Here is a 14,782-nt window from a genome sequence, read left to right on the forward strand (position 1 = left end):
AGAAGAATTTATGCGAATATAAAGAAACTTACCAATTTATTTTCGCTAGAATAGGAAAGTGGTCTGAATTTTTTTCTGAAAAAGAATTAAATCTATTAATCATTGCATTTTCATCCGTTAAAATAAAATCGATTCTCATAGGAAACCAATAATTAAAAGTTTTTCCAAATCCTTTACCAGCTTCAATAAAAGCATCTTTCTTATCTTTTGAAATTTGATTATATACCCAAGAATAAGAAGTGTTATTAAAATCTCCAGCAACTATTTTTTTACCTTTCCAACCTTTTTCATGCGCTAAAAAAACTTCAGTTTGCAAAGCTTGCTTCTTAAAACCATCTTTTAATCTCGCTATCAACCTCTCAGAATCTGCTTCGCCAAAATTCTCTTGATCTGGTCTTAATTGTAAAGATTGTAAATGCAAATTATAAATTCTAATGGTGTCTTTTTTCTTAACAATATCGGCAAAAATAATATTGTTAGAGGTGTTTTCTAATTCCAAAGAACCTTTGTTGATGATTGGAAATTTAGAATATATTGCCAAACCAATTTTTGCATTTTCATTTTTGGTTTTTATATATTTATAAGGATATGAAAATTGCTGTTTTTCTAAACTATAATATTCTTGAAACAATAAAATATCGGGTGTTTTTTCTTCAACAAAAGCATTAATTTTTTTAGGAATGGTTTCATCATCAATCCATTTCCAGTGATTGAACATTCTAACATTATAAGTCATCACTTTTAAATCATCATTTAAAGAAGATGTATTTTCTGTAAGTTTATAGAAAGGAGGCGTAAAAAACCAACCCATTACTAAAATTATAGTTGATAAAAGCAATTGTTTTTTTAGGTTGATGAGCCAATACAATACAAAAACAATATTGATACTAATTAAAATAGGCACTAATAAACTTAAAATTGCAAAACCAGCCATTGCTTTTGGGGAAACAAAAGGCAAAAAATAAGACAGCAATAAAAATGTTGCGAACAACGAATTAAGAATATAAATAATTTTATTGATAAATGATAACTTCTTCACAGTTGGGAAAATTGGTTTGTAGCTATTTTTTTCCTTGTTTAAATAAAAATTCCTTTTCTGAGGGGGTTAAAGTATCATAACCAGATTTGCTAATCTTATCTAAAATCGTATCAATTTGTTGCTGATTTAAGTTTGTATTTGTGGTTTTTTGCTGTTTTTCTTTCGATTTATAAACGGTTTTTAAAGGTTTTTCTTTCTTTTTAAAGAAATTACTAATTCCGTCAAATAGTTTAATGTCTTTATTGCTGGCTTTGCGTACATATAAAAAACCAAATAATGCGCCTCCTAAATGTGCAAAACTTCCACCTGCATTTGCTCCAATTAAACCAACAACATCTAAAGCAATCCAAACTGCAGCCAAATGCCACAATTTCACAAAACCTATAAAACGTATTTTTAATTGATAATTAGGAATGTAGGTTGCAATCCCAATAAATATAGCAGAAACTCCTGCAGAAGCTCCAACTAAATAAGAATTTCGCCCTTCAAAAAGTGGAAAATAATTTTGACTTAATACATATAAAACACCGCCAAAAAATGTACCTATTAAGTAAAAACTTAATAATTGTTTCTGTGTAAAATATTCTAAAAACAGATTCCCAATAAAATATAAAGCAATTAAATTGAATAAAATATGAATAAAACCTGCATGTAAAAATCCGTAAGAAATTATAGACCAGGGTTTTGTAAAAAGAGAACTGTAATCATCATCTAAAGAAAACCATGTTGTAATAAAACTTCCTTCGTTGTTATACAAGCCAGAAAATACACTCATTAACAATGCTAAAATAAAAACAGCAATGTTTATAAAGATTAGTTTTTCAACTATGTTTCCAGAAATATATCTTCTTTTTATGTCGTCTATAAAACTCATTTATATCGATTTAAAATGATTTCTTTTCCAATAATAAGCAATTATAAAACCAATAAGTGCGCCTCCAATATGTGCAAAATGTGCAATATTACCTACAGAATATTTTGTCATTCCAAAGAATAAATCTCCTAAAATCATTACTGGAATAAAGTATTTTGCAGCAATTGGCACTGGGAAAAATATCAACGCTAATTTTGCATCTTTAAAATACAAACCAAAAGCGACTAAAACTCCATACACTGCTCCAGAAGCTCCAACTGCTGGAGTATGATAAAGACTATAGAATTTTCTCATTGTTTCTGTTGGCAAGGTAATTACAGCTTCATTGTAACCTCCAGTATTTAAAATATTCTGAATATCACCAGAAGAAAGACCAAAACCCATTAATTGATCATAAATACCATTAAATTGATAATAATTAACCAATGTGTAAATAAGTCCAGCTCCAATTCCTGCAGAAAAGTAGAAAAAGATAAACTTATTTCTTCCCCATAATTGTTCTAAAGGAGTTCCAAAAGCCCATAAACCATACATATTAAATAAAATATGTGGGAAACTTCCATGCATAAACATGTGCGTTACATATTGCCAAAAACCAAAGTTTTCGTTTTCTGGAAAATGTAAAGCCAGCATATTTGTTAAATCTAATTGTAATAATTGTGGAATTAGAAATACAATTACGTTGATTATAATTAGGTGTTTTATAGCACCTGAAAATTTATTATTCATATTTTTAACGATTAAAAATAGTATCTATTTCATTTAGCGTCAACGTTTTAAATGTTGATTTTCCAAAAGGAGAAATAGTAGGTTCTTTACAAGAAAACAAATTATTTACCAAGCTTTCTTGCTCTTTTTCAGAAAGTTGCGTTCCCGTTTTTATAGATAATGTTTTTGCAAAAGATTTAGCCATTACATCAAAATGACTAAAACTGCTGTCTGGAACTTCTAAATTTATATCATTTAAAAGTTCTTCTAAAATAATAGTTATTTTACTTTCGGTTACAGAAACAGGAATTCCTTTTATGGTTACACTGTCTTTTGTAAATTCATCAAAAGAAAAACCAGCATTTTCTAATTCGGTTTTCATGGTGTAAATCATTTCTATTTCTTGTGATGAAAAAGAGATTTTTACAGGAAATAATAATTGCTGACTATTGGCTTCTTTTACGGTTATACTTTCTAAAAATTCTTCATACAAAACGCGCTGATGAGCCAAAGATTGACTGATTAAAACCACACCAGATTTTATCAAACTTAACACATATTTACGCTGAATTTGAAATGTTTTTTGTGTTTTTACTTCTTGTTGATGACTAAATAATTCCTCTTGTTTTTCTTCATCTGTAATAGCAACAGAAGTATATAAAGATTCCCAACTTTGCGTATTTTGTTCTCTTTTGTAAGGAAATGTTACTTCTTTTTGTTTAGCTTCCTTAAAAGGATTAAAATCAGGATCAACTGTAATTTTTGGAGCTGAACCTTTTACTACATTTTTATTTAAATGATAAGAAGTGTCTAAATTAGAATCTCTATTAAAATCTAACACTGGAGCTACATTATATTGCCCTAAACTGTGTTTTACAGTCGCTCTTAACATGGCATACAACGCCTTTTCATTATCGAACTTAATTTCAGTTTTTGTTGGATGAATGTTGATGTCAATAGAACTTGCAGGCACTTCTAAATACAAAAAGTAGGAGGGATGTGAACCATGCTCCAACAAACCATCAAAAGCATTGGCAACTGCATGATTTAAATAAGAACTTTTTATAAATCGATCATTTACAAAAAAGAATTGTTCGCCTCTTTTTCTCTTTGAAAATTCTGGTTTTGCAACAAAACCTTGAATGGTTAAAATATCTGTCTGCTCGTTTATTGGCACTAGTTTTTCATTCATTTTAGCACCGAAAACAGCTACAATTCGCTGTCTTAAATTGCCGCCTTTTAAATGATAAACTTCGTTATTATTGTGATGCATTAAAAACGAAATTGCAGGATGTGCCAAAGCAACTCTTTGAAATTCGTCTATAATATGTCTGGTTTCTACAGTATCTGATTTTAAGAAATTTCTACGAGCAGGAATGTTGTAAAATAAGTTTTTTACAGCAATACTTGCACCTTGAGACGTAGAAATAAAATCTTGAGAAATTACTTTGCTACCTTCAATTTTTAGACAAGTTCCTAATTCTTCGTTTTCTTGTTTGGTTTTTAACTCTACATGCGCAATTGCAGCAATCGATGCTAAAGCTTCGCCTCTAAAACCTTTGGTGCATAAATTAAATAAATCTTCTGCTTTTTTTATTTTTGAGGTTGCATGTCTTTCAAAACACATTCTAGCATCTGTGGCACTCATTCCTTTGCCATCATCAATTACTTGAATTAGTGTTTTACCTGCATCTTTTAAGAGCAGTTTTATACTTGTGGCACCAGCATCAATAGCGTTTTCTAACAACTCTTTAACCACAGAAGCTGGTCTTTGCACTACTTCTCCAGCAGCAATTTGGTTGGCTACATGGTCTGGTAAAAGTTGAATAATATCTGACATTAAAATAAACTATGAAAATCTAAAATATAAGCAGCAATTCCTACTAAAATTGCTATAATAGCTGCTAATCTTAAAGATGATTTACGATTTGAAATTGGAGATTTACTTCTTTTCCAGGCTTTTCTTAAATTGTTTGGTGAAAAATCTACACGAGATAAATTTTCATCCTTACCTAAAGCTCTGTTTTTAGCATAACTTTCTTCAAGTTTTCTAATTCTTTCTTTTCTCTCATTATAATACCTAGGTTTATAATCGAAAACATTGTATGATCTTGTTTTAAAAGCATTTCCAAACATAATAATAATTTTAAATTAGAATAGGTATCAATCAAAATTCAGACCAAAACTTCTGAACTCAAAATTAAAGAAATAAAAGGAATACATCAAGAAATGATGTTAAAAGTATTCTTAAAAAATACAATGATCCTTAATCTATTTTACTTTCAGTTATGTCTTTTCGACGAATGAGAAATTATATAAAATAGCTAACACAAAATTGAGAGAATTATGAGATTTCTCCTAAAGGCGAAATGATAAATTAACTCAATATTATTTTTCTTTGCGTTTTTTTGGTTTACTTTTCTCTAAAACCCAACACTTCCAGAAGACCTATCTAAATTTTTAATAGCAGCCATTTTAACTGCAGCAACAGCACATTCAATACCTTTATTCCCTAAGCTTCCTCCAGATCTGTCTAAAGATTGTTGTTTAGTATTGTCTGTTAAAACACAAAAAATTACAGGAACATCAAACTTTACATTTAAGTCGATGATACCTTGTGTAACACCTTCGCAAACAAAATCGAAATGTTTAGTTTCACCTTGAATTACATTTCCAATCGCAATAATTGCATCTAAATTTTGAGATTGAATCATTTTTTTACAACCGTAAACAAGTTCAAAACTTCCAGGAACATCCCAAGAAATAATGTTTTCTTTGGTTGCTCCACAATCTAACAACGTTTCAATTGCTCCTTTTTTAAGGTTTTGTGTAATTTCAGGATTCCATTCTGAAACAACAATCCCAAATCGAAAAGAGTTCGCATTTGGGATTGTTGCTTTATCGTAATAAGATAAATTTGTTGTTGCCATTTTTTTAGTTTTCAGTTTTCAGTTCCAATATTCAGTTAGCTTGTAATAGTCAACTGCTACTGTTTTACTGTCTACTTATTTCTTAGCATATTTTGCTGCGTTGATAAATTTCTCCACATCTTTACCTTGGTCAGATGTTGGGTAGTTTTCTTTTATCTTCGAGAATAATTCTTCTGCTTTACCATATTTTTCTAAAGACATTGCAGTTTGTCCTGCTTTGTATAAAAATAATGGTGTTGTAAATTCGTTTGTTTTTTTATTTGCTGCTTTTTCATAATATTCTAAAGCATCTTCTTGCTGATCGATGTCAGAAAAAGCATCACCAATTGCACCTAAAGAAACTGGACCTAACATTTCATCGTCAGAATTAAATTTCTCTAAATATTCAATTGCTTTTTTGTAATTTTTCATTTGTAAGTAAGAAACACCAGCATAATAATTTGCTAAATTTCCTGCATCAGTTCCACTATAAGAATCTGCAATGTCTAAAAAACCATATCTACCATCTGCACCTTCTAAACCTAAAGTTAATAAAGAGTCGATACCAGAACCAGCAGTTGCAGCTTCATCAAAATATTTTCTTGGAAACGCTAATTCGTTAGAAGCTTCTAATTCATTTGGTTCAACAACAAAATTATTATATGCTAAATATCCTATAAAAACAAGAACAATTGCAACCAAACTTCCAAATAAAACTTTGCTATTTTTTTCAATCCATTTTTCAGATTTAGAAGCAGTTTCATCTAAAGTGTTAAAAACTTCAGCTGTTGTGCTTTCCATTTCTTGTGCAGTTTGTTCTTCTTTTTTACCTTCTGGTTTATATTTTTTCTTGTATGTTGCCATTATTTCCTTAAAAATTAGTGGCGACAAAAATAGTTTTTTTAATTGGATTTTAAAAGCCTATAATTCGCTAAATTTTCAATAATTTGCAATTCATTTTCAATCTTGTTTTAAATCCATGTATTTACAAAAAATTTCAGTAGTTAATTTTAAAAATATAGCCTCACAATCGTTTGATTTCCAAGAGAAAATAAATTGTTTTGTGGGTGATAATGGTGTTGGAAAAACCAATGTTTTAGATGCCATTTACTACTTGTCTTTTACCAAAAGTTACTTTAATGCTGTCGCAATTCAGAATATAAAGCATGGAGAAGGTTTTTTTATGATTGAAGGAGATTACCTTTTAAATGATAGAAATGAGAAAATTGTGTGCAGTTTAAAAAAAGGTCAGAAGAAAGTTTTAAAGAGAAACGACAAGGCATATAGCAAGTTCTCAGAACATATTGGTCAGTTTCCATTGGTGATAATTTCTCCTGCAGATAGAGATTTGGTTACAGAAGGTAGTGATACCAGAAGAAAATTTATTGATGGTGTAATTTCTCAGCAGAACAAAACGTATTTGCAAGATTTAATTTCTTACAGTAAAGTACTTTCTCAAAGAAATGCGTTGTTAAAATATTTTGCAGCCAATCGCGTCTTCGACGCTTTAAATTTAAGTGTATATAATGAGCAACTTTCTGAATATGGAACTCGAATTTATAATGTTAGAAAAGCTTTTTTAGAACAATTTATTCCGATTTTTAATGAAAAATATCAAATAATTTCTGGTGATAAAGAGCAAGTAAATTTGAATTATAAAAGTCAATTACACGATTTTGAAATGTCGGATTTATTAAAAAAATCATTAGAAAAAGATAAAATTCTACAATACACAACTTCAGGTATTCATAAAGACGATTTAAGTTTCGAAATTGGCGAATATCCTATTAAAAAGTTTGGTTCTCAAGGACAGCAGAAATCGTATTTAATTGCATTAAAATTGGCGCAGTTTGAGTTTATCAAACAACAATCTAATGTTTTACCAATTTTATTGTTAGATGATATTTTTGATAAGTTAGATGAAAATAGAGTTTCACAAATTATTGACTTGGTTAATAATGATGAATTTGGACAGATTTTTATCACAGACACACATGCAGATAGAACTGAAAACATCTTAAAGCAAGGAAGTAAAGAATATCAGATTTTTCAATTATAGTTGAGAATGGGAAGTAGGAAGTAGGAAGTTTGAAGTTGGAAGTTGGGAATAGGAAGTTGGGAGTAAATAAATATATACTAATTAGCGAAAGGCAAAATGCCAAAAGCAAATAGCTAAATATAATGGCAAAAAGAGAAAACGATTCTTTTTCGATAGAAGATTTAATGAAAAGCTTTATCAAGGAAAACAACTTGAGTAAAGGAATGCAGAAAATTAAGGTGGAAGAAACTTGGTTTAAAATGATGGGCCCAGGAGTTGCAACACATACAACTTCTGTAAAGTTGAATAATAAAACCTTAATTATTCAGTTAAAATCTTCTGTTTTAAGAGAAGAATTAAGTTATGGAAAAGAAAAAATTATAAAAATGATGAACGAAGAATTAGGGGAGGAAGTTATTAGTAAATTGATGCTGGTTTAAATAATATAAAATTCTTTTTGTTATATATAAATGTTGAGCAACAATTTTATTTCAGAATCTTATTTAAAATACTATCAACTTCTTTTTCTAGGTTTTCAGAATATCCTAATTTTGAGAATTCAATTTCTCCATCTTTATTTATAATATACAAAGTTGGGTAGCCTACTATTTTATATTTTTCTGAAATAGATTTGTCAGTCAATACGATAGGATAATTTATTTTTTCTTTTTGACGAAAAGGAATTAATAACGCTCTTGAAAGTGAATCAGTATCTATATCGTTAACACCAAATAATTTCACCCCTTTTGATTCGTACTTCTTATAGATGTTATTCAATTGAGGGATTGATTTTATACAAGGTGGACAAGTTCTATACCAAAAATCGAGTATAATTATGTTATTCGAAAAATTAGCAAGATCAAATTCGGATTTGTTTTTTGATAGATATTGACCTTTAAAGTCTATAACTTTTTGACCTTTTGCTAATGGTAAATTTGCTTCTTTTGAAGGTGGTTGATAATCTTTAAACTCGTAATCTTTTGTAATTGTTTGGAATTTTAATTCGAGGTCTTTTGCCTTGTAATTATCAAAATTAACATTGCTTATATTCCATTCGTTATATTCTTGTAAGTTATCTAATTCCGCTTTAAAAATAATTTGTTTGACTATGTTAGATGTTTTATCAAAAAATATTTCTTTTACCTGATTCACGACTTCATCTCCATCTGGATATATTATGTTTAATTTCAATAAACCATTCTCGTCAATTACTTTTGATTTGTAAATAGAGTCTTGAATTAATTTTTTTAAACTACTACCTTGAAGAAAGTAAGTCTTTAATAGTTTGCCATCAAAATTATTAGTAAAACCATAAGGAATGGGTATTTTAGGATTGTATTGGATTACTTCTTTCCTATTGTTATTTATGATATAAAAAGAGTTCAAATCATAATATTTAATATAATCTGTTATGCTATCTTTTCTCGAATACCAAATATAACCACCGAAAAGTGAATCAGATTTTTCCTTTATAATAATTGTTTTGACATATAAATTTGTTGTGTCAAGATTTTCAAAATATTTTATTCGATAATTTAAATCATAACTTATAGAAGTTTTATTATTAATTTTTGACATAACATTATTTAATTCCTTTTCAGGTGTTGTCTTTTCCTTTTTACAGCTCAAAAACATAGCAGTAAGGACAAAGACTAAAATGATTTTTAACTTCATTCTCATTTTTTTTTTAATGTTGCCCAACTTATTATATAATAAATATTCCTTAAATATATCAGAATAGGATATTTTTTAGTTCAGTTATCACTTAAAAGATAATTTCTATAATTAATTTTAAATGTACGTTTTAATGATATTGAAAACAAATCAAATTACTTTTTCGTTTTAAAATCAATCAAAAAAGGTTTTAAAGGAATTTCATTTTCAGTTCTGTAACCGTTTTCTAATAAAATCTGATATCTCTTGTTTGGTTCTAAATTTACATTATAGGTGATGGAAAGGCCATCTTCAGCAAAATCGATACTGGTAACTTTAGGAAAATGATCTTTGCCTAATTCCCCAAAACCAGTCGATTTTATATTGATATCCATTTTTTCAGAGAAATAAAGTGTAATTTCAGATAAACCAGCAGGCACATTTTGACTTCCATTTTCAAATTGATTGATAGCTTTTACAGTGGGTCTGCTTTCTTCAAATTTTTGCTCTAAATCTTTTAAAGTAGTTGAGAAATACCCTGAATTATTTACATATTCTTCAATTTCAGTATCATTATTATAATCCAATTCAATCATTTTTTTGATGGCTGCTTTTTTGTCAGAAGCTTTCTCGTAATTGGCTTCAGCAATCCTTGCACCTATAAAGTAAATTAAATCTCTAGTTTTAAATTGATTGTTTTCATTCCACATCCAATCACCCATTTTTCGGATATTAAATAGTTCGTTTTCAAAAGCTATTTTAAGTTTTGCTTCATTTTTTAATCCGAAGTTATCATATTTAAAAGGAGGTTTTTTATGAGTTACTTTTGCTGCAATAAAATCTGCAATTCCTTCGTATAAACTTTGCGATAAAGTATTGTTTAAAGCAAGTTTTTGTTGAGTATGCACGTATTCGTGAATATTCAAAAAATCTAAAAAAGCTGGCGGATTTATGCTATAATAATTCTTAACATAATTTAAATTCTCAGGAAATTCTTCTGTAACAGTATATCTATCACCCAAAGCAAACTCAGAACCAATTAAAGCCAAATCATCAAAACCAGTTCCTGGAGATCTAAAAACACCCATTGTGTAATAAATAGTTGCAGGTTTTAAATCAGGATATATTTCTTTTAGATTTTCAATTCCTGCTCTTATTTGAATATCAAATTGTGCTGTGTTTAAGGTGTTGTTTCTAATAGAATTCCAAAATCTAGGATAGCTTTTAATCGCATTTAAGTATTCTTTAGGCGTATAATTTCTGGCTCTAATCATACCTTGTTGACCTTCTGTAGCTTTGTCTAAAAAATATTCTTCTAGATATTTAAGCTGTAAAGTGCTATCATTAACTGCCAAAATATGATCGTAAGCTTTCCAGAAATTTTTAATATCTGTATTAATAATTTCTTGTTGAACTTTAGGCGTTTTATCACAATTAAAAAATAAAAGTGAGATGAAAAAAAATAAAAATAGCTGTTTCATTAATTTGAGTTTTATCAAAGATATCTAAAAAAAAATAGGTTGTATAAAAAAAACTCGCAACAATAAAGTTACGAGTTTTATAAATTTTTAGTGGAAATGAGTTTTAAAATTGCTCTCTTCCAGAAAAGTGAAAGTTTCCTTCAATTTGTGCATTTTCATCAGAATCAGAACCATGTACAGCATTTTCTCCCATAGAAGTTGCATATAATTTTCTAATAGTTCCTTCTGCAGCATCAGCAGGATTTGTAGCACCAATTAAGGTTCTAAAATCTTCTACTGCATTTTCTTTTTCTAAAATTGCAGCTACAATTGGTCCTCTAGTCATAAACTCTACTAACTCACCAAAAAACGGACGCTCATTATGCACTGCATAAAAAGTTTCTGCATCTGCTTTGGTCATTTGAGTTTTCTTTAAAGCTACAATTCTAAATCCTGCAGCATTTATTTTGTCTAAGATTGCTCCAGTATGTCCGTTTTCTACAGCATCTGGTTTTAGCATTGTAAATGTTCTATTTGTCGCCATTTTTCTTTACTTTTAATTAAGCTTTCATATTAAATTTATGACATTTAAACATATCATAAAAACGGGTGCAAAACTACATAATTTTTTTAATTAAATTGTATATTCGCACCTTATGATTTTAAAAGGATTTGAAGATTTAAAAAGGTTTTTAGAAAAACCTAAGAATATTGTAATCATTGGGCACAGAAACCCAGATGGAGATGCTGTTGGGTCTACTTTAGCCTTAAAACATTATTTGGATAAAAAAGGACATGGAGCAACAGTTGTCATGCCAAATGAATATCCAGATTTTTTACATTGGTTGCCTGGTTCTGAGACCGTTTACAGGTTTGATTGGCAAAACAAACAATCGCAAAAAGCCATTAGCAATTCAGATATTATTTTTCTTTTAGATTTTAATACCTTGCATAGAGTAGGTTATGACATGCAAAATACCTTGGAGAAATATCCAAATGATTTTGCAATGATAGATCATCATCAACAACCAGATGATGTAACCTATATGTATTCTGATACAGAAATTTGTTCTACTTGCCAAATGGTGTATCAATTTATAGAAATGAATAACGATTTGGATCTAATTGATGCTGCTATTGCAACCTGTTTGTATACAGGTATTATGACAGATACAGGTTCTTTCAGATTTAGATCTACCACAAGTAAAACGCACAGAATTATTGCAGATTTAATTGATAAAGGTGCAGAAAACGATCGAATACATAATAATGTGTACGATGCAAATTCTTATAATAGATTGTTATTATTAGGCAAAGCATTAAGTAATTTGCAAATTTTGCCAACTTATAAAACAGCGTACATCACTTTAACAGACGAAGAGAAAAAACGTTTCGATTTCCAAAAAGGAGATACAGAAGGCATTGTAAATTATGCACTTTCTTTAAAAGGAATTGTTTTTGCTGCTATTTTTATTGAAGATAGTGAGCAAAATCTTGTAAAAATTTCTTTTAGATCTAAAGGAAAATTTTCTGTAAATCAATTTGCAAGAAATCATTTTGAAGGTGGAGGACATGATAATGCTGCAGGAGGAAAATCGAATGTATCTTTAGCAGAAACTGTGACTAAATTTTCAGGTTTGTTAGGGCAATATCAATCAGAATTAGAAAATTCTTATGAAATATAGTATTTTATTTTTATTGATATTCTTGTGCTTTTCTTGTTCTAAAGTAGCACCTAGAAAACCGATCAACCCAAAACCATCGACAACTTTTTATTTTGAAGCAATGCAACAAAATAAAATTTTAAATAAATTGGAAGATGAAAAAATTCTTCAATTGATAAAAAACGATAGCACAAATGTATATTTGCAATCTTCAAATGGTTTTTGGTACACGTATATCAATAAAATTGAAGAAGATTTACCAACACCCGAAAAAGGGAATGAAGTTGTTTTAGAATATAATATTACAGCATTAAATGATAGCATACTTTATAGCAAAGAAGCTTTAGGTATAAAAAATTATAGAGTAGATGAAGAAGATTTTATTTCTGGCTTACAAAAAGGAATAAAGTTGATGAAAATAGGAGAAACGATTACCTTTGTAATTCCTTCCTATAGTGCTTTTGGCATTACAGGAGACAACAATAAAATTGGAATAAACCAATCTATAAAAAGTACAGTAACATTAATTAACATTAAATAAAATAGAAAAATGAAAGTATTAAAAACTTTAGCAATTGTAGCAGCTTCAACAATGATGGTTTCTTGTGGAAATCAAAAACCTGATGTTAAATCTTTAGAAACTGAAATAGATTCTGCAAGTTATGCTTTAGGAATGGACATGGCTATTAAAGTAAAAGCAAATTTTGAAAAAGCTGATACTGATTTGTTTTTACAAGGCTATAGAAATGGAATGGATTCAACAAATATGTTGATTGCACAAGAAGATTTAAATGCATTTTTAGGTGCGTTTTTTCAAAAGCAACAAGCTGAAAAAATGAAAGAACAACAAGAAAAAGCAGCTAAAGATGCAGAAGTAAAGTTTGGAGATAACAAAAAAGCTGGTCAAGATTTTTTAGCTGAAAATAAAGTAAAAGAAAATGTACAAACAACAGATAGTGGTTTACAATATCTTGTTTTAAAAGAAGGAACAGGAGAAAAGCCAGTTGCTACTTCTAAAATTAAAATTCATTATCATGGAACTACTATAAATGGTGAAGTTTTTGATAGTTCAGTAGATAAAGGAACTCCTTATGATGCAAGTCCAAATCAATTTATTCCTGGTTTTACAGAAGGTTTATTATTGATGAATGAAGGTGCTAAATACAGATTCTTTATTCCTCAAGAATTAGCTTATGGAGCGCAACAAAGAGGTGCTTTAATTCAGCCTTTTTCTACCTTAATTTTTGAAGTAGAAATTTTAGATATTTTAGAACAATAAATGAGAAATGTAGCCTATATTTTTGTTGTTTTTTTATTGATAACAGCTTGCCAATCTTCTAAATATAAAAATTTAGAAGATGGCTTGTATGCAGAAATACAAACTAATAAAGGTGATATTTTATTAGAGTTATATGCAGAAGATGTACCCATGACTGTTGCTAATTTCGTTTCTTTATCAGAAGGAAATAACAATAAGGTTACAGATTCTTTAAAAGGTAAAAAGTTTTACGATGGTATTCGCTTTCATAGAGTTGTAAATAACTTTATTGTACAGGCAGGAGACCCAACAGAAACAGGAAGAGGAACTGCTGGTTATCGATTTGGAGACGAGTTTCCAAAAGACGAAAACGGTTCTTTACTTTATAAGCATGATGATGCAGGAGTGTTATCGATGGCAAATGGAGGGCCAGAATCTAATGGAAGTCAGTTTTTTATAACCCATAGAGAAATTCCGCATTTAGATGGTAAACATCCTGTTTTTGGTAAAACGATTGTAAACCCAACTCAATTAGCTACTTTAAAAAAGAGCATTAAAGATGAAGCAAAACTAAATAATGCTGTAGATTCTTTAAGAAATGTTGTTTTAAATTCAATTGTTCAGTTAGATACGATTCATACCATTAATATTATTAGAGTTGGAAGTAAAGCCAATTCTTTTAATGCAGCCGAAGTTTTTGATAATCAGTTGCTTTTGTATGAAGAAAATAAGAAAACAAGAAAAGAGCAAGAAGCATCAGCAGAAGTTGCTAGATATGCAAAGTATCTAGAAGATAAAGCTGTTTTTTTTGCTAAAATGGGCGAAGAAAAAGCAAGAAAAACAACCTCTGGTTTAGGGATTTTAATGTTAAAGGAAAATCCTTCTGGAGAAAAAATAGTTACCAATAAACCTATAAAATCTCATTTTATGTTATACACTGCAGATGGTACTCAAATACAAGCTACAAAAGATGGTGGTCAGCCATTTGTGTTTCAGTTAGATGATGCAGAAAAACCAATGATTACTGGTTTTAAAGAAGGTGTTGCGAATATGAGAGTTGGTGAAAAAGCTCTATTATTTGTTCCTTATTATATTGGTTTTGGCGAAGCTAAATACGGACCATTTCCTGCAAAATCTGATTTGGTTTTCGAAATAGAAATTTTAGAAATAGGAAATTAA

The 14,782-nt window shown here is 29.1% G+C and carries 16 protein-coding genes; 6 read left to right on the forward strand and 10 right to left on the reverse strand.

All coding sequences use genetic code 11. The annotated features are described in order from the left end of the window. Positions 1–28 precede the first annotated feature (28 nt). The 7 genes from LPB03_RS00880 to LPB03_RS00910 all read right to left on the reverse strand — a co-directional run bounded on the left by LPB03_RS00880 (position 29) and on the right by LPB03_RS00910 (position 6,394). The gene (locus tag LPB03_RS00880; protein ID WP_065318352.1) at positions 29–1,039 is read right to left on the reverse strand and encodes an endonuclease/exonuclease/phosphatase family protein; all 1,011 of its coding nucleotides are present in this window, start codon (positions 1,037–1,039) and stop codon (positions 29–31) included. A 22-nt stretch (positions 1,040–1,061) separates the two neighbouring features. Beyond that, positions 1,062–1,913, reverse strand: a complete 852-nt coding sequence (locus tag LPB03_RS00885; protein ID WP_065318351.1) for a rhomboid family protein — start codon at positions 1,911–1,913, stop codon at positions 1,062–1,064. Further along, on the reverse strand, positions 1,914–2,642 hold the full coding sequence (locus tag LPB03_RS00890; protein WP_065318350.1) for a rhomboid family intramembrane serine protease: 729 nt from the start codon (positions 2,640–2,642) through the stop codon (positions 1,914–1,916). 4 nt (positions 2,643–2,646) lie between these two features. Beyond that, a complete protein-coding gene (gene mutL, locus LPB03_RS00895; protein ID WP_065318349.1) occupies positions 2,647–4,461 on the reverse strand; it encodes a DNA mismatch repair endonuclease MutL in 1,815 nt (604 codons plus the stop codon). Continuing rightward, positions 4,461–4,757 carry a hypothetical protein gene (locus tag LPB03_RS00900; protein WP_065318348.1) on the reverse strand — a complete coding sequence of 99 codons (297 nt, stop codon included), beginning with the start codon at positions 4,755–4,757 and terminating at the stop codon, positions 4,461–4,463. Before LPB03_RS00900 ends, mutL begins: the two co-directional genes overlap by 1 nt. 287 nt (positions 4,758–5,044) lie before the next feature. Beyond that, a complete protein-coding gene (gene ribH, locus LPB03_RS00905) occupies positions 5,045–5,551 on the reverse strand; it encodes a 6,7-dimethyl-8-ribityllumazine synthase (protein WP_065318347.1) in 507 nt (168 codons plus the stop codon). A 75-nt stretch (positions 5,552–5,626) separates the two neighbouring features. After that, positions 5,627–6,394: a tetratricopeptide repeat protein gene (locus tag LPB03_RS00910; protein ID WP_065318346.1), complete on the reverse strand. Its 768-nt coding sequence runs from the start codon at positions 6,392–6,394 to the stop codon at positions 5,627–5,629. A 115-nt stretch (positions 6,395–6,509) separates the two neighbouring features. Here LPB03_RS00910 and recF point away from each other — a divergent pair, with 115 nt between their 5' ends. Together recF and LPB03_RS00920 are read left to right on the forward strand one after the other, a co-directional pair. Then, positions 6,510–7,589, forward strand: coding sequence for a DNA replication/repair protein RecF (gene recF / locus LPB03_RS00915; RefSeq protein WP_065318345.1), 1,080 nt, complete (start codon positions 6,510–6,512; stop codon positions 7,587–7,589). A gap of 122 nt (positions 7,590–7,711) precedes the next feature. Then, positions 7,712–8,008, forward strand: coding sequence for a DciA family protein (locus LPB03_RS00920; protein ID WP_065318344.1), 297 nt, complete (start codon positions 7,712–7,714; stop codon positions 8,006–8,008). Between the two features lie 46 nt (positions 8,009–8,054). Here the strand turns inward: LPB03_RS00920 and LPB03_RS00925 are convergent, their stop codons facing one another. The 3 genes from LPB03_RS00925 to LPB03_RS00935 form a co-directional block, all read right to left on the reverse strand. Then, positions 8,055–9,242 carry a TlpA family protein disulfide reductase gene (locus LPB03_RS00925; RefSeq protein WP_170324187.1) on the reverse strand — a complete coding sequence of 396 codons (1,188 nt, stop codon included), beginning with the start codon at positions 9,240–9,242 and terminating at the stop codon, positions 8,055–8,057. Positions 9,243–9,397: 155 nt separating this feature from the next. Continuing rightward, on the reverse strand, positions 9,398–10,702 hold the full coding sequence (locus LPB03_RS00930) for an Ig-like domain-containing domain (protein WP_065318342.1): 1,305 nt from the start codon (positions 10,700–10,702) through the stop codon (positions 9,398–9,400). A gap of 103 nt (positions 10,703–10,805) precedes the next feature. After that, the gene (locus LPB03_RS00935) at positions 10,806–11,225 is read right to left on the reverse strand and encodes a nucleoside-diphosphate kinase (protein ID WP_065318341.1); all 420 of its coding nucleotides are present in this window, start codon (positions 11,223–11,225) and stop codon (positions 10,806–10,808) included. A gap of 112 nt (positions 11,226–11,337) precedes the next feature. Between LPB03_RS00935 and LPB03_RS00940 the strand changes: the two genes are divergently transcribed. Genes LPB03_RS00940 through LPB03_RS00955 form a run of 4 tightly spaced genes read left to right on the forward strand, consistent with a single transcriptional unit; the run spans position 11,338 to position 14,782 of the window. Further along, complete coding sequence (locus LPB03_RS00940) at positions 11,338–12,366, forward strand: DHH family phosphoesterase (protein WP_065318340.1); 1,029 nt, start codon at positions 11,338–11,340, stop codon at positions 12,364–12,366. Then, positions 12,356–12,886, forward strand: coding sequence for a gliding motility-associated peptidyl-prolyl isomerase GldI (gldI, locus tag LPB03_RS00945; RefSeq protein ID WP_065318339.1), 531 nt, complete (start codon positions 12,356–12,358; stop codon positions 12,884–12,886). Before LPB03_RS00940 ends, gldI begins: the two co-directional genes overlap by 11 nt. 9 nt (positions 12,887–12,895) lie before the next feature. Further along, positions 12,896–13,624, forward strand: coding sequence for an FKBP-type peptidyl-prolyl cis-trans isomerase (locus tag LPB03_RS00950; protein WP_065318338.1), 729 nt, complete (start codon positions 12,896–12,898; stop codon positions 13,622–13,624). Next, positions 13,625–14,782, forward strand: coding sequence for a peptidylprolyl isomerase (locus LPB03_RS00955; RefSeq protein WP_065318337.1), 1,158 nt, complete (start codon positions 13,625–13,627; stop codon positions 14,780–14,782).

This window comes from Polaribacter vadi, from assembly GCF_001761365.1.
Taxonomy (GTDB): Bacteria; Bacteroidota; Bacteroidia; order Flavobacteriales; family Flavobacteriaceae; genus Polaribacter; species Polaribacter vadi.